A 23,243-nucleotide genomic window follows, 5' to 3' on the forward strand; every position below is an offset into this window, starting at 1 on the left:
GGCTCCGCACGCCGGGCCAGGATGGGCCATGACCTGGACCTTCACCACCGACCTGGCGGCCTACGTGAGCGCCGCGGGACCGGCCGTGGCCGCACGGCCCGTCTCCAACACCCTGATGCTGACGGTGACGGACTCCCTGCTGCGGCGCGGATCCGGCGCCTACGGCGACGACACCCCCTTCTTCGGCTGGTGGACCGGGCCCGACGGCACGGTCGCCGGCGGCCTGCTGTGCACCCCGCCCTACCCGGTGGTCCTCGCCGTGCTGCCCGAGGAGGCGGTCCGTGCGCTGGGGGCCGCGCTCGCCACCGAGCCGCTGCTCGCCGCGGCCCACGGGTTCAACGCCCTCCGCCCGGACGCGCAGACGCTGGCCGAGGCCTGGGGGCGGCCCACCCGGGTCGCCGAGGAGCTGCGCCTGTACCGGCTGGCCGGCCTGGTCGCCCCTGACCCCGCCCCGGCCGGGAGGGCGCGGCCCGCCACCGAGGCGGACCTGCCGCTGCTGCTGGAGTGGATCACGGCCTTCAACGCGGAGGCAGGTGTTCCGGGCAAGGCCTCCGAGACCTTCCTCCGCGACCGGATCTCCTACGGCGGTTTCCTGCTCTGGGAGCACGCCGGCGCTCCCGTCTCCCTGGCCGCCTTCTCCCGCACGATCGGCTCGGCCTCCCGCGTCGGCCCGGTCTACACCCCGCCCGAGCACCGCGGGCGCGGCTACGCCGCCGGGATCACGCACGCGGCGAGCGAAGCGGCGTACGCGGCCGGCGCCACGGAGGTGCTGCTGTTCACGGACCTGGCCAACCCCACGAGCAACGGCATCTACCTGCGCCTGGGTTACGCCCCGGTCGAGGACCGCGCCGAGATCATCCCGGTGTGACGGCCCGGGCCCGGCGGGGCCCGGCGCCCGGTCACGAGCCGGGTCTTGACCTCAAGGGCGCTTGAGGTCGGATCGTGTTCCGCATGACGACACAGAGCGCAGCCCGGACCGCCGACATCGAGGCCATCCACCAGGTGGTGGCCGCCGTCGAGGCGTCCCAGCAGGCCAAGGACCCCGATGCCTTCCTCTCCCTGTTCCACCCCGACGCCCTGTGGACCACCGGCGCCGGCAAGGTCCTCATCGGCCTCGACGCCATCTCCGAGTTCACCCGCGCGGTCCTGCCCGGCGCGAGCTGGGACGGCCGGGTGAGCTACACCGTCACCCACCTCCAGTTCCTGCGCCCGGACGTGGCCGCGGTCAAGGTCAGCCAGGTCTACCTCTCGGCCGACGGCCCCGGGGACGAGGGCGTCCCGACGTACGTGATGACCAAGCAGGACGACGGCCGCTGGCTCCTGACCGTCTGCCAGAACACCCAGGTCCGAAAGGGCTAGTGCGTGCGGGAGCGGGCGGCCTAGCCGCGGCCCGTGGGTGGGGTGCGGCTGCCCGCGCGGTAGGGGGCCGGCCAGGGCGCGGCCGGTCCGGCGTAGGACTGCTCCGCGGCGGCGTGCAGGGTCCAGTGGGGGTCGTAGAGGTGCGGGCGGCCCAGCGCGCAGAGGTCGGCCCGGCCGGCCAGCAGCAGGGAGTTCACGTCGTCCCAGGAGGAGATGGCTCCGACGGCGATGACGGGGACGCCGAGCGCGTTGCGGATCCGGTCTGCGTACGGGGTCTGGTACGAGCGCCCGTACTCGGGGGCCTCGTCCGCGACGACCTGGCCCGTCGAGACGTCGATGGCGTCCGCGCCGCGGTCGGCGAAGGCGGCCGCGATCCGCACCGCCTCCTCGGGCGAGGTGCCGCCGGGCGCCCAGTCGGTGGCCGAGAGGCGGACCGTCATCGGGCGGTCCTCGGGCCACACCGCGCGGACCGCGTCGAAGACCTCCAGCGGGAAGCGCAGCCGGTTCTCCAGGGAGCCGCCGTACTCGTCCGTGCGGTGGTTGGTCAGGGGGGACAGGAAGCCGGAGAGCAGGTAGCCGTGGGCGCAGTGCAGTTCGAGCAGGTCGAATCCGCAGTCGGCGGCGCGGACGGCGGCGGCCGCGAACTCGGAGCGCAGCGCCGTCAGGTCCTCGCGCCCGAGGGCGCGCGGGAGCGCCGAGACGCCGGGCCGGTAGGGCAGCGCGGAGGCGGCCACCAGCGGCCAGTTCCCTTCCGGCAGCGGGTCGTCCATGCCCTCCCACATCACCCGTGTCGAGCCCTTGCGGCCGGCGTGGCCGAGCTGGACGCCGAGGGCCGTGCCGGGCGCGGAGGTGTGGACGAAGTCGGCGATCCGCTTCCAGGCCGCCGCCTGCTCCTGGGTGTAGAGGCCGGTGCAGCCGGGGGTGATCCGGCCCTCGGCGGACACGCAGACCATCTCCGTCATCACCAGGCCGGCCCCGCCGAGGGCCCGCCCGCCCAGGTGCACGAGGTGGAAGTCGCCCGGTACGCCCTCCTCGGCCGAGTACATGTCCATCGGCGAGACGACGACCCGGTTGCGCAGGGTCAGCCCGCGCAGGGTGAAGGGGGTGAACATCGGCGGGGTCCGCGCCCCGTCCGGCTCGTCCGGCTCGTCCGCGGGGCAGCCGAAGTCCCGTTCGACGGCCCGGGTGAACCGCTCGTCGCGCAGCCGCAGGTTGTCGTGCGTGACCCGGCGGCTGCGGGTGAGGAGGTTGAAGGCGAACTGCCGGGCGGGCTGGTCCACGTATCCGGCGATCTCCTCGAACCAGTGCCGGCTCGCGGCCGCCGCCCGCTGGGTGCTGGCGACCGCCGGGCGGCGTGCGGCCTCGTACGCGGCGAGGGCCGCCGGGACATCGCCCGGTGCGGCGCCCACGGCCTCGGCGAGGGCGAGCGCGTCCTCCACGGCCAGTTTGGTCCCGGACCCGATGGAGAAGTGGGCGGTGTGCGCCGCGTCGCCGAGGAGCGCGACATTTCCGTGGGACCAGCGCGTGTTGACGACGGTACGGAACCGGGTCCAGGTGGAGCGGTTGCCGTGCAGCGGGCGGCCGCGCAGGGCCTCGCTGAAGATCTTGGCGCAGCGGGCCGCCGACTCGTTCTCGTCGCACAGGTCGAAGCCGGCGGCCCGCCACACCTCGTCGCGCATCTCGACGATCACCGTGGAGGCGTCGGCCGAGTAGGGGTAGGCGTGCAGCTGCATGACCCCGTGCTCGGTCTCCGCGATCTCGAAGCGGAAGGCGTCGAAGGCGAAGTCGGCGGCGAGCCAGATGTAGCGGCAGCGTCCGCTCGTCAGCGTCGGGCCGTAGTGCGCCGCGTCCGCCTCCCGGATGGCGCTGTGCACCCCGTCGGCCGCGACCACCAGGTCGTAGGAGGCCGCGAGTTCGGCGGCGGCCGGGGCCGCGGAGCGGAAGCGGAGCCGGACGCCGAGCCCGGCGCAGCGCTCGTGCAGGATCTCCAGCAGCCGGCGCCGCCCGATGGCCGCGAAGCCGTGGCCGCCGGAGGTCAGCAGCCGCCCCCGGTGCACGATGTCCACGTCGTCCCAGCGCACGAACTCCGCGCTCAGGGCCGTGTGGACGACGGTGTCGGCCCGCTCGATGCCGCCGAGGGTCTCGTCGGAGAGGACCACGCCGAAGCCGAAGGTGTCGTCCGGGGCGTTGCGCTCCCAGACCTCCACCCGGTGGCCCTGGCGGGCCAGCAGCGCGGCGGCGTACAGCCCTCCCGGTCCCCCGCCGACGACGGCGACCCGCATGGCACCAGGAGTCATGTGGCTACCTGCCCTTCCACTCCGGCGCCCGCTTCCCGGTGAAGGCCGCGTGGAACTCCGCGTAGTCCTGGCCGTGCATGAGCAGGGCCTGCGTGTTGGCGTCCAGTTCCACGGACGCGGCCAGCGGCATGTCGAGCTCGGCGGTGAGCAGCGCCTTGGTCTGTGCGTGGGCGAGGGCGGGTCCCGCGGCCAGGTGCGCGGCGAGTTCGGCGGCCCGTACGTGGGCCTTGCCCTCCTCGGTGAGCTCGCTGAGCAGGCCGATCCGCTCGGCCTCGGCGGCGCGTACGGGCTCTCCGAGCATCAGCAGCCGGGTGGCGTGGCCGAGGCCGACGACGCGGGGCAGCAGGTAGGCGGCGCCCATGTCCCCGCCGGAGAGGCCGACGCGGGTGAAGAGGAAGGCGAAGCGGGCGGTGGGGTCGGCGATCCGGAAATCCGCGGCGAGCGCGAGGACGGCGCCGGCTCCGGCGGCCACCCCGTGTACGGCGGCGATCACCGGGAAGGGGCATTCGCGGATGGCGCGCACGACCTGGCCGGTCATCCGGTTGAAGTCGAGGAGCTGGGCCGTGTCCATGGCGAGGGTGGCGCCGATGATCTCGTCCACGTCCCCTCCGGAGCAGAAGCCGCGTCCCTCGCCGCCCAGGACGAGGGCGCGCACGGATCGCTCGCGGGACAGTTCGCCGAGCAGATCGCGCAGGTCGGCGTAGGCGCCGAAGGTGAGCGCGTTCAGCTTCTGGGGGCGGTCGAAGGTGACGGTGGCGACGCCGTCCTGCCGGGTGACCCGGAGGTGGTGCCACCGTTCGGTCGCTGGAGTGGAACCGGTGAAGGGGCTCACACCACCGAAGGTATCACCAGATCGTGACTGCCGTCACAGAAGCGCGACATATTCGTCCGGTCGGCCGTCGCGGTGCTGCCGGGGTGCCGCACGGGATCAGAATTCGACTTCGTATCGTTGAAACCGGTAGTTCACTTCCCCCGCCGACCGACCCGACCAAGACCCCGGCCTCGACCCCGAACGACACCCGACCCGGAACGGATGGTCCTCCTTGCCCGACACCTCCGCCTGGCGGATCGCCCTGCCCCACACGGCGGCCGCCGTACCCCTCGCCCGCGCCCTCGTCCGTACGGCGCTGGCCGACACCGACGCACCCGCCGACCGGGACACCGCGGAGCTCCTGACGGCGGAGCTGGTCGCCAACGCCGTGGCGCACACCCGCTCCGGCGCCCCGATCGAGCTGGTCGTGGAACTGCTGGCGAACGGCTGTCAGGTCGAGGTCCACGACGGCGATCCGAACCCGCCCGGCGGCCTGTCGGCACGCCCGGGAGCGGACCGGCCCGACCCCTGGCAGGAGCACGGCCGCGGACTGCTGCTGATCCGGAGCCTGAGCTCCGACTGCGGGCACCGCCCGACCCCGCACGGCAAGGCCGTGTGGTTCACCCTGCCCGCACAGCGGACCGGCCCCGCCGGGGCATGACCCGGAGCACGCCGCGGAGCCGACCCTGCGTATGACTATGCGTCACTGCGGCCGGGCCGGCCGAGCGTGGCGACGAGTACGGCCTTGATGGTGTGCAGCCGGTTCTCGGCCTCGTCGAAGACGACGGAGTGCTCCGACTCGAACACCTCGTCCGTCACCTCCAGGGATTCGAGCCCGTGCCGCTCGTGGATCTCCCGGGCCACCTTGGTGCCGAGGTCGTGAAAGGCCGGCAGGCAGTGCATGAACTTCACGTCCGGGTTCCCGGTGGCGCGCAGCACGTCCATGGTCACCGCGTACGGCGACAGGGCCGCGATCCGCTCGTCCCAGACCTCCTTGGGCTCCCCCATGGACACCCAGATGTCGGTCACGACGAAGTCCGCCCCGGCGACCCCCTCGGCGACCTCCTCGGTCAGGGTGATCCGCGCGCCGCTCTCCGCCGCGAGCTCCCGCGCCGCGGCCACCACCGACTCGGCGGGCCAGTAGGAGCGGGGCGCGACGATCCGTACGTCCATGCCCAGCAGCGCACCGGTCACGAGGTAGGAGTTGCCCATGTTGAAGCGGGCGTCGCCGAGGTAGGCGAAGGCGATCCGCTCCAGCGGCTTGGTGGTGTGCTCGGTCATGGTGAGCAGGTCGGCCAGCATCTGGGTCGGGTGCCAGTCGTCGGTGAGGCCGTTGAAGACGGGGACGCCCGAGTGGGCGGCGAGCTCCTCGACGGCCTGCTGGCTGTCACCCCGGTACTCGATCCCGTCGAACATCCGGCCCAGCACGCGCGCGGTGTCCTTGACCGACTCCTTGTGACCCATCTGGGAGCCTGCGGGGTCGAGGTACGTGGTGTGCGCGCCCTGGTCCGCGGCGGCGACCTCGAAGGCGCAGCGGGTCCGCGTCGAGGTCTTCTCGAAGATCAGGGCGATGTTCCTGCCCCGGAGCAGACGCTGCTCGACCCCGGCCTTCTTGGCCGCCTTCAGGTCGGCGGCGAGCGCGATCAGGCTGCGGAACTCGGCGGCCGTGAAGTCCAGCTCCTTGAGAAAACTGCGGCCTGCGAGGTCGGTGGCCATGGGGTCGCTCCAGCGTCACGGTGACAGGGGATGCTGGAAGTCTATACGATCCTCTGTATTGATATACAGACCGGGCCTGCCCAGAAACCGCTCCGGGCCCCGTCGGCCCTCCCGGGCCCGGGGCCCCGCCCCCGGACCCGGCCCGCGTCAGACGGCGTCCCGCTCGACGGGGCAGCTCATGCAGCGCGGTCCTCCCCGGCCCCGCCCCAGCTCGCTGCCCGGGATCTCGATGACCTCGATGCCCATCTTGCGCAGGTGCGTGTTCGTCGTCACGTTCCGCTCGTACGCCACCACCACTCCCGGCTCCACGGCCAGCACGTTGCACCCGTCGTCCCACTGCTCGCGCTCCGCCGAGTGCACGTCCTGCGTCGCGGTCAGCACCCGGATCGAGTCCAGGCCGAGCGCCCCCGCGATGGCCCGGTGCATGTGGTCCTCGGGGTGGTCGGTGACCTTCAGCTCGTGCGGGCCGCCGCCGGGCTCGATCGTGTAGGAGGGGAGCATGCCGAGCCCCGCGTACTGAGTAAACGTATCTCCGTCGACCATCGTCATCACCGTGTCCAGGTGCATGAACGCCCGCGACTTCGGCATGTCGAGCGCCACGATGGTCTTCGCCGAACCGGCCGCGAACAGGCCCCGGGCCAGCATCTCCACCGCCTGCGGGGTGGTCCGTTCGCTCATCCCGATCAGCACGGCGCCGTTGCCGATGACCAGCACGTCCCCGCCCTCGATGGTCGAGGGGTAGTCCGCCTGCCCCTGCGACCAGTAGTGGAAGGCGCCGGAGGTGGTGAAGAGCGGGTGGTGCTTGTAGATCGCCTCGAAGTGGACCGTCTCGCGCTGCCGGGCGGGCCAGCGCATCGCGTTGATGGACACCCCGTCGTAGATCCAGGCGGAGGTGTCCCGGGTGAAGAGGTGGTTGGGCAGCGGGCCCAGCAGGAAGCCGTCCAGGTCCAGCGCGTGGAAGCGCACGGACACCGGCTCGGCGTGCCGTTCCAGGAACTCCCGCTTGGTCATCCCGCCGACCAGCGCCTCCGCCAGATCGGCCGAGGACAGCCCGTCGAAGACCGACCGCAGGTGGTCGGTGGCGAGCGGCCCGTACTCCTTCTCGTCGAAGACCCGGTCCAGGACGAGGTGTCTCGCCTCCGGGATGTCGAGGGCCTCGCACAGGAGGTCCCCGAAGAGGTGGACCTCCACGCCCCGGTCCCGCAGCACGTCCGCGAATCCGTCGTGCTCCTGGCGGGCCCGGCGCACCCACAGCACGTCGTCGAAGAGGAGCGCGTCCTTGTTGCTCGGTGTGAGCCGCTTCAGCTCCAGGTCGGGCCGGTGGAGGATGACGCGGCGGAGCCGCCCGGTCTCGGAGTCGACATGGAATCCCATGACGTACACATTCCCAGACCGAACGGCTTTTTGACCCGGCGTCCGCTCAGCGGGGGGTGGCGAGGCCGAGAAGTGCCGAGGGGGCGCCGGTGAGTTCCGGGGCGGTCAGGCCCAGTTCGGGCGCGACCAGGTTCGGCACACCGGAGTTGGAGGCGTCCGGCATCGTCAGCAGGCCGCCGGCGACCAGCCCGGGGGTCCGGGCGAGCAGGTCGGTGGCCGGCGCCTCGACGGAACCCTCGCCGTCCGTCTCCGGCTTGCCCAGCAGGTTCGGCACCGGGGAGGTGACGAGGGTGCTGCCGAGCTCGGTGCCGAGCGGGACCGACGGGAGCAGGGGCGTCGGGAGCATGTTCCCCTTGTGGAAGCGGGGCGCCTCGGGCGCTCCCACGACCGGCACCGGCACGCCGGTGCCCACGCGCGGGGTGTCCACGCCCAGCGTGGTCTTCACGGCGTCGAGCGGGACACCGACCGGCACCGACTGGGCCACGGCCGGGGTGGCCGCGCCGGCCGCGGCCATACAGGTCATGAGTGCCGCAATGCTTCCGCGCGCGGTCATCTTCATAGGTGACGTTCCGTCCTTCCAGGGTCGCGGACATTCCGCTGCCCTGGATGAACGATCCCGCCGGTGGTTTTCCCGGCGTTCTCCGCGAAAGTTCCCCCATACGACCTAATTAGCAGCCGTACGGGGGCCCCTCCTTTACGGACTGTGCTGACGCGCGGCCCGCGGACCGCGGCCGCACCGGCGCCGATACCGGCTCACAGGCGCGGGTCGACCGGCTCCGACTCCAGCGCGAGCACCGCGAACACCGCCTCGTGGACCCGCCACAGCGGCTCCTCGGCCGCCAGCCGGTCCAGCGCCTCCAGCCCGAGCGCGTACTCGCGCAGGGCGAGCGAGCGCTTGTGCCCGAGGAACCGGTCGCGCAGCCGCTCCAGCTGGTCGGGACGGGTGTACTCCGGGCCGTAGATGATCCGCAGGTACTCGCGCCCGCGCACCTTCACCCCGGGCTGGACCAGCCGGCCCTTGCCGTCCCGGGCGTACGCCTGGAGCGGCTTGACGACCATGCCCTCGCCGCCGGCGGCCGTCAGCTCCAGCCACCAGTCGGTGCCGGCCCGTACGGAGTCCTCGTCCGCGGTGTCCACCAGGATCCGGCCGGTGCGGCGCAGCAGTCCGGTGCCGGCCGCCTCGTCGGCGGCCACCAGGCGGTCCAGCCAGAACAGCTGCTCGTCGTGGGGCACGGCGGCCAGCGACCGCCCGGCCACCGCCAGCAGCTGGAACGGCGCGAAGCGTACGCCGTCCAGCCCGTCGGTGGTCCAGCAGTAGCGGCGGTAGGCCTCGGTGAAGGCGGCCGCGTCGGTGGCCCGGCCCCGCTGGCGCTCCAGCAGGTCGCCGGTGTCGACGCCCCGGGCGGCGGCCGCCTCCAGAGCGGCGAGGGCGCCGGGGAAGACGGCGCCGGAGGCCGCGCCGACGGCGGCGTACTGGTTGCGCAGCAGGCCGGCGGACTTCAGGGACCAGGGCAGGATCTCCCCGTCGAGCAGCAGCCAGTCGGTGCCGAGCTCCTCCCACAGGCCTGCATCGGTGATCGCCGAGCGCAGCCGGGTCAGGACCTCCTCGGTGACCTCGGGCTCCTTGAAGAACGGCCGCCCGGTGCGGGTGTGGACCGATCCGGTCGGGCCGTCGACCCCGAAGCGGTTGCGGGCCGCGTCGGCGTCCTTGCAGACCAGGACGGTGGCGCGGGAGCCCATGTGCTTCTCCTCGCACACCACCTGGGCGATGCCGTCCGCGCGGTACTGCGCGAAGGCCTCGGCCGGGTGCTCCAAGTAGCCGTCCTCCCGCGAGGTCGCGGTCGGCGCCATGGTCGGCGGCAGGTACGGGACGAGGCGGGGGTCCACGGCGAAGCGGCTCATGACCTCCAGGGCCGCCGCGGCGTTCTCCTCGCGCACGGTGACGTTGCCCAGGTGCCGGGTCTCCACGACCCGGCGGCCGTGCACGTCGGCCAGGTCGAGCGGCCGTCCGTCGTGCCCGCCGGGCGCCTCGGCGGCGAGCGGCTTGACCGGCTCGTACCAGACCTTCTCGGCCGGTACGTCGACCAGTTCGCGCTCGGGCCAGCGCAGGGCGGTCATCCGGCCGCCGAAGACGGCGCCGGTGTCGAGGCAGATGGTGTTGTTGATCCAGGTCGTGTCCGGGACCGGGGTGTGACCGTAGACCACGGCGGCCTTGCCGCGGTAGTCCTCGGCCCACGGGTAGCGCACGGGCAGGCCGAACTCGTCGGTCTCGCCGGTGGTCTCTCCGTACAGGGCGTGCGAGCGGACCCGGCCGGAGGTGCGGCCGTGGTACTTCTCCGGCAGACCGGCGTGGCAGACCACCAGCCTGCCGCCGTCGAGGACGTAGTGGCTGACGAGGCCGCGGATGAACTCCCGTACCTCCTGGACGAACTCCTCCGGCTCCCCCTCCAGCTGCTCGATGGTCTCGGCGAGGCCGTGGGTCCGCTGGACCTTGGAGCCCTTCAGGTAACGGCCGAGCTTGTTCTCGTGGTTCCCCGGCACGCACAGGGCGTTGCCGGACTTGACCATGCCCATCACGCGGCGCAGGACGCCGGGGCTGTCGGGGCCCCGGTCGACGAGGTCGCCGACGAAGACGGCGGTGCGGCCCGCGGGGTGGACGCCGTCCTCGTAGCCGAGCTTTGCGAGCAGGGTCTCCAGTTCGGAGGAACAGCCGTGGATGTCGCCGACGATGTCGAAGGGGCCGGTGAGGTGGGTGAGGTCGTTGAACCGCTTCTCCAGGACGACCTCCGCGGTCTCGGCCTCCTCGACCGAGCGCAGCACGTGGACCTTGCGGAAGCCCTCGCGCTCCAGACCGCGCAGCGAGCGCCGCAGGTCGCGGCGGTGCCGCTGGATGACCGCGCGGGGCAGGCCGGCGCGGTCGGGGCGGCCGGCGTTGCGCTCGGCGCAGACCTGCTCGGGCATGTCCAGGACGATGGCGATCGGCAGGACGTCGTGCTCGCGGGCGAGCCGGATCAGCTGCCGGCGGGCGTCGGCCTGGACGCTGGTGGCGTCGACGACGGTGAGGCGGCCGGCGGCGAGGCGCTTGCCCGCGATGTAGTGCAGGACGTCGAAGGCGTCCCGGCTGGCGCTCTGGTCGTTCTCGTCGTCGCTGACCAGGCCCCGGCAGTAGTCGGAGGAGATGACCTCGGTGGGCTTGAAGTGCTTGCGGGCGAAGGTGGACTTGCCCGATCCGGTGGCTCCGATCAGGACGACGAGGGACAGGTCGGTGACGGGAAGGGTGCGCGTACGGGGGGTCTCGGTGCTGGTCATGCTGCCTCGCCCTCCTTCGGGGTATCGGTGCCGGTGCCTGCGGCGGAGCCCGCGGCGTCGGTGGATTCGGCGGATTCGGTGGTGTCGCTGGTGTCGTGCTGGGTGAAGACGGCCATCTGCGTCGGCGGCCCCACCTCGGGGTCGTCGTCGCCGACGGGCACGTACCGCACCCCGTAGCCGTGGCGCCGCGCGACCTCGTCGGCCCAGGCGCGGAACTCCTCGCGGGTCCACTCGAAGCGGTGGTCGCCGTGGCGGACGTGCCCGGCGGGCAGCGTCTCCCAGCGCACGTTGTACTCGACGTTCGGGGTGGTGACGAGCACCGTCCGGGGGCGGGCCGAGCCGAACACCGCGTACTCCAGCGCGGGCAGCCGCTCCGGGTCCAGGTGCTCGATGACCTCGCTGAGCACGGCCGCGTCGTAGCCGGCCAGCCGCTTGTCGGTGTAGGCGAGCGAGCCTTGCAGGAGCGTGAGGCGCGAGCTCTGGCGCTCGCCCATCCGATCCAGCCGCAGCCGCCGGGCCGCGATGTTCAGCGCCCGCACGGACACGTCCATACCGACGATCTCGGTGTGGGCCGGGTCCTTCAACAGTGCCTGGAGCAGCTGTCCCTGGCCGCAGCCGAGGTCCAGCACCCGCTGGGCGCCGGCGGCGCGCAGCGCGGCGAGGATCGCCTCGCGCCGCTGCACGGCGAGCGGCACGGGCCGCTCCTCCGTGTCGCGGTTCTCGTCCACGGCGTTGTCGAGCTCCTCGACCTCGCTGCCGTCGGCCTCGGCGAGGCGGACCAGTTCCAGGCGCTCGATGGCCTCCTGGGTCAGCCGCTTGTGGCGGGCCAGGTAGCGGGAGGTGATCAGCCCGTTCTCGGGGTGGGCGGCGAGCCAGCCGTCCCCGGCGCGCAGCAGCTTGTCCACCTCGTCCGGGGAGATCCAGTAGTGCTTGGCGTCGTCGAGCACCGGCAGCAGCACGTAGAGCTGCCGCAGGGCGTCGGCCAGGCGCAGTTCGCCCTCCAGGACGAGCCGTACGTAGCGGGAGTCGCCCCACTCGGGGAACTGCTCGTCGAGCGGTACGGCCTCGGCCTGTACGAGGTCCCAGCCGAGCGGCTCGAACAGCCGGTGCACCAGCTGCGCGCCTCCGCGGGCGGGCAGGACCGGGACCTCGATGCGCAGCGGCCGGGCCTGCTCCGCGAGCTCCGGGCGGGCGGCGCACCGGCCCTGGAGGGCGGTGCGGAACACTCCGCCGAGCGCGACGGCGAGCAGCGAGGACGCGGCGTACGGCCGGTCGTTCACGTACTGCGCGAGCGCGGCGTCCGGCGCCCCGCCACGGCCCTTGCCCCGGCCGCGCCGCACGAGCGCGACGGGGTCGACCTCCAGCAGGAGGGCCGCCGTGCACCGCTGGACCGAGGCCTCGGGGTAGAACACGTGGGCGGTGCCGTGGGAGGTGGAGAACGCCTGCGTCTTCCCGGGGTGCTTGTGCAGCACATGGCCCAGGTCGGTCGCGGGTCGTTCGGGGGAGCCGGTGGTGGAGATCGTCAGGAACACACGACCGATTGTGGCTGGTCAACCGCCCCGCCTGCCTCTGCTTTTTCGGCTCCCTCCGGCCCGGCCCGGCCCTACGGCCGCCGGTCCGGCAGGAGGGCTCCGAGGGCGGCGATGTGTTCCGGTCCGATGCGGCAGCAGCCGCCGACGAGGCGGGCGCCGGCGGCGCGCCAGGCCTGCAGGGGCCAGGGGGCGGGGGCTTCGGGGGTGTGCCAGGTCCCGGTGGCGGCGTCCCAGACCGAGCCGTCGTTGGGGTAGGCCAGCAGCGGTCCGGCGGTGACGGCGGCCGCCGCGCGGAGGGCGGGCAGCACATCGGCGGGGTCGCAGCAGTTGACGCCGACCGCGATGACCTGGGGGGAGGCGGCGGCGAGGGCGAAGGCCTCCGGGAGGGGGTTGCCGGCCCGTGTGCGGCCGGCGGCCACCGTGTACGAGAGCCAGGCGGGGGCGCCGGTCTCCGCGAGGACCGTGAGCAGCGCCTCGGCCTCGTCGGTGTCGGGGATCGTCTCCACGGCCAGGACGTCGGGGCCGGCGGCGAGCAGGGCTTCGATGCGGGGCCGGTGGAAGGCGGCGAGCCGCCGCACGCTCAGGCCGTACCGGCCGCGGTACTCGGAGCCGTCCGCGAGCACCGCACCGTACGGGCCCACGGAGGCGGCCACCCACACCTCGTGGTCGGCGGCCTCGGCGGCCCGGGCGGCGAGGTGCACGCTGCGGTGCAGCAGGGCGGTGGTCTCGGCGCGGTCGTGGCCGTGGGCCGCGAAGGCCTCGTAACCGACCTGGTAGCTGGCGGTGATCAGTACCTCGGCGCCGGCCCGGGCGTAGGCCGTGTGGGCGGCCTCCACCTGGTCCGGGCGCTCGGCGAGCACCCGGCCCGACCAGAGGCCGCCGGACAGGTCGCAGCCCTGGGCGGCGAGCTGGTTGCTGAGCCCGCCGTCCAGGAGCAAGGCCCGGTGGGCCAGGGCCCGGGCGAGCGGGCCGGATGCGCGGGGCACTGCTGCCTCCTGGGGGTGTCGTGCCGATCGGGCCGGATCAGGGAGCGGGGTCCGGAGCCATGGGGTCTCCCCGGGCCCGCCAGGGCCGAGGGGAAGGATCGCAAGGCGGACGAGGGAGTCGATGCGGAGCATCGCCGACCGAGGACAGCGCGGCGAGGCGCGGTGCCGCGCCCCGCGAGCCCGGCCCGATCGGCACGGCCTAGCGGAGCTGGGCGAGCACGTGGGCGGAGATCAGCTCCAGGTGGTCCAGGTCGTCCAGGTCGAGCAGCTGGAGGTAGATGCGGGAGGAGCCGATGGCGCCGTAGGCGCCGATCTTCTCCACGACCTCGGCCGGGGAGCCGGCCAGGCCGTTGGCCTTGAGCTCGTCCACGTCGCGGCCGATGGCGGCGGCCCGGCGGGCCACCTCGGCGTCGTCCTTGCCCACGCACACGACGAGGGCGTTGGAGCAGCGCAGGTCGTCGGCCTTGCGGCCGGCTTCCTCGGCGGCCTCCCGGACCCGGCCGAACTGCCGCTCGCTGTCCGCGATCGACGCGAAGGGCATGTTGAACTCGTCCGCGTACTGCGCGGCGAGCCGCGGGGTGCGCCGGGCGCCGTGGCCGCCGATGAGGACGGGCACCTTGGTCTGGGCGGGCTTGGGGAGCGCGGGCGAGTTCTCCACCCGGTAGTGCTTGCCCGCGTAGTCGAAGGTGGCACCGGGCTCGGTGGCCCACAGACCGGTGATGACGGCCAGCTGCTCCTCCAGCCGGGACATCCGGTCCGCCGGGAAGGGGATGCCGTACGCCTTGTGCTCGTCCTCGAACCAGCCCGCGCCGAGGCCCAGTTCGACGCGGCCGCCGGACATCCGGTCGACCTGGGCCACCTGGATGGCGAGGACGCCGGGCAGCCGGAAGGTGCCGGCCGTCATCAGCGTGCCGAGGCGGATCCGCTTGGTCTCCCGGGCCAGGCCCGCGAGGGTGATCCAGGCGTCGGTGGGTCCGGGCAGGCCGTCGGCGGAGCCCATCCGCAGATAGTGGTCGGATCGGAAGAACGCATCGAAGCCCAGGTCCTCGGTGGCCTTCGCGACGGTCAGGAGGGTGTCGTAGCTCGCGCCCTGCTGGGGCTCGGTGAAAATGCGGAGATCCATACCCCCATCCTGCCCTCCCGCCCCGGCAGGGTGAATCTCCGTCAACCGGACGGTCCACCCCCGGGCGCGCCAGTGACCGGCCCGGACGGGGATCGTTTGCTCGGACGGAGCCGGACCGCCCGGCCCGCGCGCCGGCGGCGTCCCGCCGGTGCGTCCACCGCCCCCTTCCGCCTTGGAAGGGCCAGGGCCGAGGAGGCCGCCATGTCCCACGAGGCCGTGCCGGAGACCCGCCGACACACCGGACCGACCGGACAGGCAGCACACGACGAAGCAGGTCAGGAGCCCGCGGTACCCGCTCAGGGCGGCGCCGCTCCGCAGGGCCTGCTGCAGCAGATGGAAGAACTGATGGCGGCGCTGAACGCCGACCTGTCACAGCTCGACGCCGATCTCCAGGCCTCCACGGACCGCACCCCCGAGGGCGAGCGGCCGTCCTCCCGGTCGTCCTGACCGTACGGGTCCCGCCGCGCACGGCGGGACCCCACCTGTGCCGCCGCTCAGGCCACGCCCGAGGCCGACCCCCGCTCGCGGACCGTCATGCGGCGCAGGATCGCCCGCACCCGGTCGCTCGATTCGTCCGCCGCGTCGATCGACTCTATGCACTGCCAGTACAAGGACTCGTCGTCCGTCCCGCAGGCCACCCCGACCAGGGCTATCCCCACTTCGCCCAGCAGCGCCTGGAGTCCGAGCAGTGCCTGCCGGATGTCCGACACCTCGCTCAACTGCGCTGCCCGCGGCGGATACTCGGGCGCGCTGCCCTCTCCGCGCAGGGCCGCCCGGTCGAGCACCCCGCAGCCTCTTCCTCCCGCTTCCCCCAGTCCCCGTGCCTCCGATCTCAGCTCCGGCGGCCCGGTGACCGCCAGATAGCTCCCTACGCCTTGTGCGAGCGCCTGCGCCTGCCAGGCCTCGCCCACGATGTCCCACGCAGCCCCACTCTGTGCCAGCGCGTGCCGGCCGGCCGCGATGAGCCGTACCGCATCCATATGCCGTCCCCCGTCCGCACGACATCCGCCATCCTCACCACTACCCAGAGTGAGGGCAACGAGTCAGTAAAGCCAGGGGTATTCGGAAAATGTGGACAGAAACGTGATTGTGGATGAGTCCATCACTCCGAAGAGTGACGATTCGGCCTCGATGGGCCCGGAACGGGGAAGCGGAGTTCGTTCCTCTCGATCTTCGCGGCGAGCGCATCGAGCACATCCACCCCGAGAACCTCACAGAACTGCAGCAGATACGCCAGCACGTCGGCCACCTCATCGGCCACGCGATGGGCGGATTCCGGCTTCTCCATGACCTTCGCCGACTGTTCGGGGGTCAGCCACTGGAAGATCTCGACCAGTTCGGACGCCTCCACGCTCAGCGCCACGGCCAGGTTCTTGGGCGTGTGGTACGGCTCCCAGCCGCGCGCCGCCGCGAACTGCGCGAGCCGGCGCTGCAGTCGGTCCAGCCGTTCCTCCGGCCGCCGCTCGGGCGACCGGGGCGGCTCCTGCGTCTCGTTCATGCCCCCAGGTCTACCACCGCGACCCCCTCGAGGTCGCGGGCGGCGGCCGCGGTCCCCTCCCCCACCGCCGCCACCAGCCTGATGTGGCCCCGGCCGCAGGACAGCAGGGCGAGCCGCAGCAGTTCGGCGCTCTGGCGCCGGTCCAGGCCGCGGTCGAAGTCGTCGGCCAGCACCGTCAGGGCCTGCCGCGCGGAGAGCAGCTCTGCGGCCGGGTCCATGGCCAGCACCCCCGGCCCGGTGAGCAGGACCAGCGCCAGCGCCAGGAAGCGGAGTTCGCCCGCGGCCAGCCGGGCCAGTTCCGTGGCGGGCCGGTCCGGGCCGCGGTCCAGGACCGCCGCGACGGGGCCGCCGCCCGAGGGGGCCCGTACGTCCAGCCCCAGGACGGGCCCCGCACAGCCGGTACGGGCCGCCTCCGCCAGCAGCGCGTGGCGGGTGCCGCACTCGCTGCGCGTGCGGCGCAGTACGTCGGCCAGGTTGGCGCAGTCGCCCAGCAGCCGGCCCTCGCCCGGCGGGACGGCCGCGCGCATCCGGTCCGGGCGGGGGTCGCAGGGGAAGACCGCGCGCAGGGCCACGACCACCTGCTCGGCGGCGGCCAGGACCTGGCGCTGGCCGGCCGTGGACCCGGCGACGCGCAGCGGGAGCAGGGCCGTGCCGAGCCGGTCGTCGGGCAGCGGGGCCCGGGTGACGCCGATGGCCCCGCCGGTCAGCCAGGCGGCCTGGACCGAGCGCCGGCCGGGATCGCGCAGGGCGGTGGCGAGCAGGATCTGCCCGCCCTGCGAAAGCCGTTCGCCGACGATCCGCAGCGTGGGCTCGGCCTGGACCGCGAGGTCGAGCCGGACCGCGCCGGCGGGGCCCTCGACGGTGACGCCGAGGCGGAATCCGCGGCGCCGTTGCGCGTCGGGGACGGCGCGGTCGGGGATGCGGGCGCACGGGTCCGGGAAGGCCTCCTCCAGCGTGGCCCCGGAAGCCAGCCCGGCCAGGGCCGCGTAGGCCTCCAGGGCCTGGGACTTGCCGCTGCCGCTCGGTCCGGCGAAGAGGGTGAGGGGGCCCAGCGGGAAGAGCGCCGAGCGGTGCGGTCCGAAGGCGGAGAGCCGCAGCTCGGTGACCACGGGCCGCGGATACCGCTGCGCGGGCTCGGCAGGGCGACCGGCGTCCCGGGGCCCCGCCTGCCCCGGCACGACCGGGTCGGGCGCGGTCCGGGCCGCCGCCCCGGGAGGCCCGCCCGGCGCCGGGGCCGGAGGGCCCACTGGAGCCGGGGGCGCGGTGGCGGGCGGGCCCGCCGGAGCCGTGGCCGCGGAAGCGGTCGGCGTACCGGCCGACCCCGCCGGAACCGGGGCCTGAGCCGGGTCCGCGGAAGCAGTCGGCGTGCCCGCCGGAGCCGTGGCCGGACCCGCGGAAGCGGTCGGCGTGCCGGGCGGGCCCGTCGGGGGCGGGGGCGCCGGGGTGGGCGGGCCTCCCGTGGCACCGGCCGGTCCTGCTCCCGAGGGATCGGTTCGGGTGTCGGCTAACGCGACGGCGGCGGCGGTGCCCACCGCCGTCGCGTCCGAAGTGGCGTCCATGCGCGGGACGGTACGGCCCGCCGGACCCCCCGCGGCTCCGGCGAACCGTTCCCTCGCGCGGACCTTCCTACGATCGGGGGACGGCGGCGGCCGCGATCCCCTCGACCTCGGTCCCCACCGGGGCGAGCAGGAAGACGTTCCGGTCCACGCGGTGCATGCCGCTGCCCAGGCCGAAGACCACGCCGCTGCTGAAGTCGAGGATCCGCTTGGCCACTTCGCTGTCCGCGCCGGTGAGGTCGAGCAGCACCGGGATCTGCGCGATCAGGTACTCCGCCACCTCCCGCGCGTCCGCGAAGATCTGGACTCTGATCACCACGAAGCGCCGCTGCTCCGCCGCCGACGCCCCGGGCGCCGTGGGAATCGTGCGGTGGTCCACCCGGGAGGGCCATTCGTTGCGACTGCGCAGGGGGACCACCTGCGCGAGCCCCTCCCACTGTTCGTCGGTGACGTCGTACCTGCTCACCGGGCCGCCTCGGCCGTGCGCTTCATGTGCATCCCCCCATCCTCTCGCGTTTCACCCGTTCAGCCCAACAACGACACGAGCGTGCCGGGTACTCCCGGAGAGCCAGATAGGTTAGGTTAGGCATACCTAAGTCACCTGGACGATGGAGAGATCCGCATGCGCCTGTTCGGTGCCCCCGCCACCCCGGCCGCCCGGCCCACCGATGCCGAGCGGATCCGGTCGATCCTGACGGCCGCCCACTCCATGAACGTGGTCACCGACGGGCTGCGGTCGGAGGTCCGCCACCTCGACGGAAGCGACCCGATGGGGCGGCTGCACCTGCACCCCGCCGAACCCGGCGGCGAGTCCGAGTACCGGCCCGCGATCCGGCTGGAGTTCACCGACGTGGCCCCCACTCCCGTACGGGACCGGGTGCGCGCCCGCGTCACCGTGCTGGGCCGCCTGCTCACCCCCTACTCCGACCTCGCCGACGACTCCGGCGTCAACTCCACCTGCATGGAATTCGACCGGGCCGTCCTGGAGACCCCGGAGGGCCGCTCGCACGTCGGCCTCGAAGAGCTCGACGCGGCCTGCCCCGACCCGCTGGCCCCGTACGAGGCGGGCATGCTCACGCACCTGCTCGACGACCACCACGACCTGGTCACCCTCCTGCTGCGGCTGGTCCGGCCGCTGCCCACCGCCGCCGTGCTGCGCGCGCTGCCGGTCGCCATGGACCGGTACGGGATCACCCTGCGGCTGGAGGAGCGCCGCGGCCACCGCGACGTACGGCTGCCCTTCCCCTCACCCCTCGACGACGTCGAGCAGGCGGGCGCGCAGATCCAGGCGCTCTTCAGCGCGGCCCGGCGGAACTCGCACCGCAACACCCTGCCGGCCTGACGGGCCGGAATACCCGGCCGTGGCCCCGCGTTGGGGATGATCATGAAGGCCATCACATACAGCGCATACGGAACTCCCGCCACCCTCACGCTCGTTGATGTACCGAAGCCCAAAGTCGGCCCGGGCGAGGTCCTCGTCCGCGTCAAGGCCGCCGGCGTCAACCCGGTGGACTGGAAGCTCGCCGCCGGATACCTCGACCCGATCCTGGAGGTCCGCCACCCGGTCATACCCGGCTGGGACGTGGCCGGAGTCGTCGAAGCGGTCGGCGAGGACACCTTCGACTACTCCGTCGGCGACGAGGTCTACGGCTACGTCCGCAAGGAATGGGTCGAACTCGGCACGTACGCCGAGCTGGTGTCCGCCCCCGTGCGCACCCTCGCCCGCAAGCCCGGCGGGCTGACCTTCGAGCAGGCCGCGGGCATCCCGCTGGCCGGACTCACCGCCTACCAGTCGCTCAAGCGGGCGGGCCTCAAGGCCGGCGAGACCGTCGTCATCCACTCCGCGGCCGGCGGCACCGGGTCCTTCGGCGTGCAGATCGCGGTCGCACTCGGCCTGCGGGTCATCGGCACGGCGGGCGCGCACAACCACGACTACCTGCGTTCCCTCGGCGCGGAGCCCGTGCTGTACGGGGAGGGCCTCGCGGACCGGATCCGCGAGCTGGCGCCCGAAGGGGTCGACGCGGGCCTCGACTTCTACGGCGACGGCGTCATCGAGACGCTCCAGTCCCTGGTCAAGGAGCGCCACCGGGTGGTCTCCATCGCCGACTACGAGGCGGCCGCCAAGGGCGCCCACCAGCTGTGGGTGCGCCCCGACACCACCGACCTCACGTTCCTGGCGGAACTGGCCGAGGCGGGGAAGCTCACGGTCAACGTGGAGCACGCGGTGCCGCTCGCCGAGGCCGCCAGGGCCTGGGAGCTGAGCGCCTCGGGCCGCACCCGGGGCAAGATCGTCCTGACGGTCTGAGCAGGCACGTGCGGAGGGGCGGGCCGGCCCGGTCCCGGCCGGCCCGCCTCCCCCGCCTCCCCCGAGCCCCCGAGCCCCCGAGCCCCCGAGCCCCCGCAGTCAGGAGGTGATCGGCGGCGCCGCCGGCGCCAGTGCCGGTCCGACCGCGCGCAGCGCACCGGGCGTCCGCCCCTCGCCCCAGCCGATCTCCCGCCGGTAGCTGCCGAGCAGCCCGCGCCCCACCAGCCCCGCCTCGTCCCGAACGGCCGGGTCCTGCGGCAGCGGCCGGGTCAGCGGGGACACGTACAGCGCGTCCACCGGGCAGTTGGCCTCGCACAGGAAGCAGGTCTGGCAGTCCTCGTGCCGGGCGAGCCGCGGGATCCCTTCCGGTCCCCGCTCGAACACGTCCGTCGGGCACACCTCGATGCACTTGTCGCAGGCGATGCACCGGGCGTCCGAGATCAGTTCGATCATCCGGTGGCCCCCGCTGCTGCCGGGGCCGCGGGCCGGGTCCACACCCGGTCCAGGCCGCCCACCAGGATCCGGTGGTGCTGCCCCGGGTCCTGGTGCGGGTGGTCCAGGCGCCTGGCCATCCCCCGGCTCTCGGTCCGGGCGAGGGCGGCCGCGTACATCCACCGCGCGTGCGCCGTCATCGCCGCCGCCTGCCGGGCCCGCACCAGCTCGGCCCCCTCGCCGTGGAGGGTGGCCCGCAGCTCGGACCAGGCCGCGTCGAGGACCCGCAGCGAAGCCGCCAGGACCTCACCGCGGCGCAGGTAGTTCTTGTCGTACGGGAGGACCTGCGCCTGTACGAGTTCCACGGCCGCCCGGTGCCCGCCGGGACGGGCCCGGTGCCCCGTAGGGCGCAGCCCCGCCCCGCCCGCCCCGGTGACGGTGCGGTGGGCGGCGTGGCGGGAGCCCGTGGACAGGGCGTGTCCGGCGGCGCCCCGGCCGGCCCAGCTGCCCGACGAGATGGCCCAGGCGGCGTTGTGGCTGCCGCCTCCGGTGAAGCCGCCGCAGATCTCCTCGCGGGTGGCCGCGTCCCCGGCCGCGTACAGGCCGGGGACGCCGGTGGCGCAGTCGTCGCCGGTGATGCGGATGCCGCCGGTGCCGCGGACGGTGCCCTCGGCGAGCAGGGTGACGGCGAAGCGGTCGGTGAAGGGGTCGATGCCGAGCCGGTCGAAGGTGAGGAAGAAGTTGGGCTGCGCGAGGCGCATCGCGGCCCGGGCGGGCTCGTCGGCGCGGTCGAGGCGCGCGTACACCTTGGCGCCCGTGAGGAGTTCGCGGGCGATCACCGAGCGGCCGCCCTGGCTGGCCGCGCCCTGAAGGACCTCGCCGTCCTCCCGGTAGAAGGTGGCGAAGGAGTAGAAGGCGGTCTTGGTGACCGAGGTGCCCTCGGGGGCGATCCCGTAGGCGTTGGAGAACTCCATCCCGGAGAGCTCCGCCCCGGCCTCGGCGGCGAAGAGCGCGCCGTCCCCGGTGTTGGTGTTGGTGCCGAGCGCTCCGCTGAGGAAGGCGCAGCCGCCGGTGGCGAGGACGACGGCGCCGGCCCGTACCCGGTAGGACTCGCGCACCTGGCGGCGGTAGCCGGCGGCGCCCGCTACGGCCCCGTCCGCGTCGGTGAGCAGTTCGGTGACCGGGCTGTGGTCGAGGACGCGGACCCCGGCCCGGCGGATCCGGATGCGCATCCGCCGCATGTACTCGGGGCCTTGCAGGCCGCCGCGCAGCGGCTGCCCGTCCGGGCCGCTGGGGAACGGGTAACGGCCTTGCACGGCGAGCTCGTTCATCCGGTCGTAGGTCTCGTCGAGGACCCGGGCCATCCAGCGGCGGTCGGCGAGGTACCCGCCGAGTCCCTCCCGGGAGGCCATGGCGGCCTCCCGGGCGGCGGGTTCGGGCGGGACGTACCAGACACCGGTACCGCCGGCGGCCGTGGCCCCGCTCGTCCCGCAGTACCCCTTGTCGGCGAGGACGACCCGGGCTCCCGCCTCGGCGGCCTTGAGGGCGGCCCAGGTGGCGGCCGGTCCACCGCCGACCACGAGGACGTCGGTGGCGTACTCGGTCATGAACTCTCCCGGGTGTACCGGTTGGCCGGGCGGGCCAGGCCGTAGTTCTCGCGGAGGGTGGCACCGGTGTACTCGGTGCGGAAGAGACCGCGCCGCTGGAGGATCGGCACGACGTGGTCGACGAAGGCGGTCAGGCCCGTGGGCAGGACCGGCGCCATGATGTTGAAGCCGTCGGCGGCGCCCTCGGTGAACCACTCCTGGAGCTGGTCGGCGATCTGCTCGGGGGTGCCGGCGAAGACGCGGTGGCCGCGGCCCGCGCCGAGGCGGGCGATCAGCTGCCGCAGTGTGAGCCCGTCGCGGCGGGCCAGCTCGGCGACGAGGGTGAAGCGGCTCTTGTTGCCGTTGATGTCCCGCTCCTCGGGCAGGTCCGGGAGCGGGCCGTCCAGGGGCAGCCCGGTGAGGTCCACGTTCAGCATCCCGGAGAGCTGGGCGAGCCCGTACTCCGGCACCTGGAGGTCGGTGAGCTCCTGCTCCAGGGCCTTCGCCTCGGCCTCGGTGGACCCGATGACGGGGGCGATGCCGGGCAGGACGAGCAGGTCGCCCTCGGCGCGGCCGTACTTGGCGAGGCGGGACTTGAGGTCCTTGTAGAAGGTCTGGCCGTCGGCGAGGGTCTGCTGGGCGGTGAAGACGGCCTCGGCGTACTGGGCGGCGAACTCCTTGCCGTCCTCGGAGGAACCGGCCTGCACGAGCAGCGGGTGGCCCTGGGGGGAGCGCGGCACGTTGAGCGGTCCCGCCACCCCGAAGTACTCGCCGCGGTGGGCGGCGGGGTGCAGCTTGTCGGTGTCGGCGTAGATGCCGCGCTCCCGGTCGAGGACGATCGCGTCGTCCTCCCAGCTGTCCCAGAGCTTGGTGGCGACGTCGAGGAACTCGCGGGCGCGCTCGTAGCGCAGGTGGTGTTCGAGGTGCTCGTCGCGGTTGAAGTTGCGGGCCTCGTCGACGGTGCCCGAGGTGACGATGTTCCAGCCGGCCCGGCCGCCGCTGATGTGGTCGAGCGAGGCGAACTTGCGGGCCAGGTTGTAGGGCTCGTTGAAGGTGGTGGAGACGGTGGCGATCAGCCCGATGTGCTCCGTGACGGCGGCGATGGCGGAGAGCAGGGTGAGCGGCTCGAATCCGCCGAGCGCGTTGTGGCGGGCCTTGCCCCACAGGGCGACCCCGTCGGCGAAGAAGATGGAGTCGAGCAGGCCGCGCTCGGCGGTGCGGGCCAGGTCCTGGAAGTACCGCACGTCGGTGATCAGGTCGGGCCGGCTGTCGGGGTGACGCCAGGCCGCGTCGTGGTGACCGGCGTTCATCAGGAAGGCGTTGAGGTGGAGGGTCCGGTTCGCGGTCATGGCTGTTCCT

General features: G+C 73.6%; 22 protein-coding genes. 6 read left to right on the forward strand and 16 right to left on the reverse strand.

Translation table 11 applies throughout. The features are described 5' to 3' along the window. Positions 1-28: 28 nt before the first annotated feature. Both B6R96_RS08880 and B6R96_RS08885 read left to right on the forward strand, forming a co-directional pair. Positions 29-868, forward strand: coding sequence for a GNAT family N-acetyltransferase (locus B6R96_RS08880; RefSeq protein ID WP_081522183.1), 840 nt, complete (start codon positions 29-31; stop codon positions 866-868). Between the two features lie 83 nt (positions 869-951). Next, positions 952-1,359: an SgcJ/EcaC family oxidoreductase gene (locus B6R96_RS08885; RefSeq protein ID WP_081525037.1), complete on the forward strand. Its 408-nt coding sequence runs from the start codon at positions 952-954 to the stop codon at positions 1,357-1,359. A 20-nt stretch (positions 1,360-1,379) separates the two neighbouring features. On the opposite strand, the gene B6R96_RS08890 is transcribed toward B6R96_RS08885, so the two are convergent. Together B6R96_RS08890 and B6R96_RS08895 are read right to left on the reverse strand one after the other, a co-directional pair. Continuing rightward, positions 1,380-3,656: a bifunctional salicylyl-CoA 5-hydroxylase/oxidoreductase gene (locus B6R96_RS08890; protein ID WP_081522184.1), complete on the reverse strand. Its 2,277-nt coding sequence runs from the start codon at positions 3,654-3,656 to the stop codon at positions 1,380-1,382. A 4-nt stretch (positions 3,657-3,660) separates the two neighbouring features. Then, complete coding sequence (locus tag B6R96_RS08895) at positions 3,661-4,488, reverse strand: enoyl-CoA hydratase family protein (RefSeq protein ID WP_030386137.1); 828 nt, start codon at positions 4,486-4,488, stop codon at positions 3,661-3,663. 211 nt (positions 4,489-4,699) lie between these two features. Here B6R96_RS08895 and B6R96_RS08900 point away from each other — a divergent pair, with 211 nt between their 5' ends. After that, complete coding sequence (locus B6R96_RS08900) at positions 4,700-5,128, forward strand: ATP-binding protein (protein WP_030386138.1); 429 nt, start codon at positions 4,700-4,702, stop codon at positions 5,126-5,128. 35 nt (positions 5,129-5,163) lie between these two features. Here the strand turns inward: B6R96_RS08900 and argF are convergent, their stop codons facing one another. The 7 genes from argF to B6R96_RS08935 form a co-directional block, all read right to left on the reverse strand. After that, complete coding sequence (gene argF, locus B6R96_RS08905) at positions 5,164-6,183, reverse strand: ornithine carbamoyltransferase (RefSeq protein ID WP_081522185.1); 1,020 nt, start codon at positions 6,181-6,183, stop codon at positions 5,164-5,166. 147 nt (positions 6,184-6,330) lie between these two features. Continuing rightward, the gene (locus B6R96_RS08910; RefSeq protein WP_081522186.1) at positions 6,331-7,557 is read right to left on the reverse strand and encodes an arginine deiminase; all 1,227 of its coding nucleotides are present in this window, start codon (positions 7,555-7,557) and stop codon (positions 6,331-6,333) included. A gap of 46 nt (positions 7,558-7,603) precedes the next feature. After that, positions 7,604-8,110, reverse strand: coding sequence for a hypothetical protein (locus tag B6R96_RS08915; RefSeq protein WP_237291382.1), 507 nt, complete (start codon positions 8,108-8,110; stop codon positions 7,604-7,606). 200 nt (positions 8,111-8,310) lie between these two features. Next, positions 8,311-10,866, reverse strand: coding sequence for a polynucleotide kinase-phosphatase (locus tag B6R96_RS08920; RefSeq protein WP_081522187.1), 2,556 nt, complete (start codon positions 10,864-10,866; stop codon positions 8,311-8,313). Continuing rightward, positions 10,863-12,398: a 3' terminal RNA ribose 2'-O-methyltransferase Hen1 gene (locus B6R96_RS08925; RefSeq protein ID WP_081522188.1), complete on the reverse strand. Its 1,536-nt coding sequence runs from the start codon at positions 12,396-12,398 to the stop codon at positions 10,863-10,865. The genes B6R96_RS08920 and B6R96_RS08925 overlap by 4 nt, the downstream gene beginning before the upstream one ends. 71 nt (positions 12,399-12,469) lie before the next feature. Then, positions 12,470-13,384, reverse strand: a complete 915-nt coding sequence (mmuM, locus tag B6R96_RS08930) for a homocysteine S-methyltransferase (protein ID WP_237291383.1) — start codon at positions 13,382-13,384, stop codon at positions 12,470-12,472. A 199-nt stretch (positions 13,385-13,583) separates the two neighbouring features. After that, on the reverse strand, positions 13,584-14,507 hold the full coding sequence (locus B6R96_RS08935; RefSeq protein ID WP_081522190.1) for an LLM class F420-dependent oxidoreductase: 924 nt from the start codon (positions 14,505-14,507) through the stop codon (positions 13,584-13,586). Positions 14,508-14,708: 201 nt separating this feature from the next. Here B6R96_RS08935 and B6R96_RS08940 point away from each other — a divergent pair, with 201 nt between their 5' ends. Beyond that, complete coding sequence (locus tag B6R96_RS08940) at positions 14,709-14,954, forward strand: hypothetical protein (RefSeq protein WP_081522191.1); 246 nt, start codon at positions 14,709-14,711, stop codon at positions 14,952-14,954. A 47-nt stretch (positions 14,955-15,001) separates the two neighbouring features. Here B6R96_RS08940 and B6R96_RS08945 read toward each other — a convergent pair whose 3' ends face one another. From B6R96_RS08945 to B6R96_RS08960, 4 genes are all read right to left on the reverse strand, one after another. Next, positions 15,002-15,487 (reverse strand): DUF6099 family protein, encoded by a 486-nt coding sequence (locus B6R96_RS08945; RefSeq protein WP_030386147.1) that lies wholly within the window; start codon positions 15,485-15,487, stop codon positions 15,002-15,004. A 122-nt stretch (positions 15,488-15,609) separates the two neighbouring features. Continuing rightward, positions 15,610-16,005 (reverse strand): nucleotide pyrophosphohydrolase, encoded by a 396-nt coding sequence (locus B6R96_RS08950; protein WP_081522192.1) that lies wholly within the window; start codon positions 16,003-16,005, stop codon positions 15,610-15,612. Then, positions 16,002-17,114: a biotin transporter BioY gene (locus B6R96_RS08955; RefSeq protein ID WP_081522193.1), complete on the reverse strand. Its 1,113-nt coding sequence runs from the start codon at positions 17,112-17,114 to the stop codon at positions 16,002-16,004. Before B6R96_RS08955 ends, B6R96_RS08950 begins: the two co-directional genes overlap by 4 nt. A 517-nt stretch (positions 17,115-17,631) precedes the next feature. Beyond that, positions 17,632-18,027, reverse strand: a complete 396-nt coding sequence (locus B6R96_RS08960; protein WP_030012729.1) for a cell division protein SepF — start codon at positions 18,025-18,027, stop codon at positions 17,632-17,634. A gap of 156 nt (positions 18,028-18,183) precedes the next feature. On the opposite strand from B6R96_RS08960, the gene B6R96_RS08965 reads away from it, so the two are divergent. After that, the gene (locus B6R96_RS08965) at positions 18,184-18,903 is read left to right on the forward strand and encodes a DUF2470 domain-containing protein (RefSeq protein ID WP_053703432.1); all 720 of its coding nucleotides are present in this window, start codon (positions 18,184-18,186) and stop codon (positions 18,901-18,903) included. A 42-nt stretch (positions 18,904-18,945) separates the two neighbouring features. Beyond that, positions 18,946-19,866 (forward strand): NADP-dependent oxidoreductase, encoded by a 921-nt coding sequence (locus B6R96_RS08970; protein WP_081525038.1) that lies wholly within the window; start codon positions 18,946-18,948, stop codon positions 19,864-19,866. 99 nt (positions 19,867-19,965) lie between these two features. Here B6R96_RS08970 and B6R96_RS08975 read toward each other — a convergent pair whose 3' ends face one another. Genes B6R96_RS08975 through B6R96_RS08985 form a run of 3 tightly spaced genes read right to left on the reverse strand, consistent with a single transcriptional unit; the run spans position 19,966 to position 23,233 of the window. Then, positions 19,966-20,319 carry a 4Fe-4S dicluster domain-containing protein gene (locus B6R96_RS08975; RefSeq protein WP_030386152.1) on the reverse strand — a complete coding sequence of 118 codons (354 nt, stop codon included), beginning with the start codon at positions 20,317-20,319 and terminating at the stop codon, positions 19,966-19,968. Continuing rightward, entirely contained in the window at positions 20,316-21,905 is a 1,590-nt protein-coding gene (locus tag B6R96_RS08980; RefSeq protein WP_081522194.1) for an FAD-dependent oxidoreductase, read from the reverse strand. The genes B6R96_RS08975 and B6R96_RS08980 overlap by 4 nt, the downstream gene beginning before the upstream one ends. Continuing rightward, a complete protein-coding gene (locus B6R96_RS08985) occupies positions 21,902-23,233 on the reverse strand; it encodes an LLM class flavin-dependent oxidoreductase (RefSeq protein ID WP_081522195.1) in 1,332 nt (443 codons plus the stop codon). Before B6R96_RS08985 ends, B6R96_RS08980 begins: the two co-directional genes overlap by 4 nt. Between the last annotated feature and the right edge of the window lie 10 nt (positions 23,234-23,243).

It is taken from the genome of Streptomyces sp. Sge12, from assembly GCF_002080455.1.
Lineage (GTDB): Bacteria > Actinomycetota > Actinomycetes > Streptomycetales > Streptomycetaceae > Streptomyces.

Excerpts from the sequence above, each read along its gene's own strand:
- B6R96_RS08880 (WP_081522183.1), top strand. The coding sequence starts at position 29 with ATGACCTGGACCTTCACCACCGACCTGGCGGCCTACGTGAGCGCCGCG.
- B6R96_RS08885 (WP_081525037.1), top strand. The coding sequence starts at position 952 with ATGACGACACAGAGCGCAGCCCGGACCGCCGACATCGAGGCCATCCAC.
- B6R96_RS08890 (WP_081522184.1), bottom strand. The coding sequence starts at position 3,656 with ATGACTCCTGGTGCCATGCGGGTCGCCGTCGTCGGCGGGGGACCGGGA.
- argF (WP_081522185.1), bottom strand. The coding sequence starts at position 6,183 with ATGGCCACCGACCTCGCAGGCCGCAGTTTTCTCAAGGAGCTGGACTTC.
- B6R96_RS08910 (WP_081522186.1), bottom strand. The coding sequence starts at position 7,557 with ATGGGATTCCATGTCGACTCCGAGACCGGGCGGCTCCGCCGCGTCATC.
- B6R96_RS08915 (WP_237291382.1), bottom strand. The coding sequence starts at position 8,110 with ATGACCGCGCGCGGAAGCATTGCGGCACTCATGACCTGTATGGCCGCG.
- B6R96_RS08920 (WP_081522187.1), bottom strand. The coding sequence starts at position 10,866 with ATGACCAGCACCGAGACCCCCCGTACGCGCACCCTTCCCGTCACCGAC.
- B6R96_RS08935 (WP_081522190.1), bottom strand. The coding sequence starts at position 14,507 with ATGGATCTCCGCATTTTCACCGAGCCCCAGCAGGGCGCGAGCTACGAC.
- B6R96_RS08940 (WP_081522191.1), top strand. The coding sequence starts at position 14,709 with ATGTCCCACGAGGCCGTGCCGGAGACCCGCCGACACACCGGACCGACC.
- B6R96_RS08945 (WP_030386147.1), bottom strand. The coding sequence starts at position 15,487 with ATGGATGCGGTACGGCTCATCGCGGCCGGCCGGCACGCGCTGGCACAG.
- B6R96_RS08950 (WP_081522192.1), bottom strand. The coding sequence starts at position 16,005 with ATGAACGAGACGCAGGAGCCGCCCCGGTCGCCCGAGCGGCGGCCGGAG.
- B6R96_RS08965 (WP_053703432.1), top strand. The coding sequence starts at position 18,184 with ATGCGCCTGTTCGGTGCCCCCGCCACCCCGGCCGCCCGGCCCACCGAT.
- B6R96_RS08970 (WP_081525038.1), top strand. The coding sequence starts at position 18,946 with ATGAAGGCCATCACATACAGCGCATACGGAACTCCCGCCACCCTCACG.
- B6R96_RS08975 (WP_030386152.1), bottom strand. The coding sequence starts at position 20,319 with ATGATCGAACTGATCTCGGACGCCCGGTGCATCGCCTGCGACAAGTGC.
- B6R96_RS08980 (WP_081522194.1), bottom strand. The coding sequence starts at position 21,905 with ATGACCGAGTACGCCACCGACGTCCTCGTGGTCGGCGGTGGACCGGCC.
- B6R96_RS08985 (WP_081522195.1), bottom strand. The coding sequence starts at position 23,233 with ATGACCGCGAACCGGACCCTCCACCTCAACGCCTTCCTGATGAACGCC.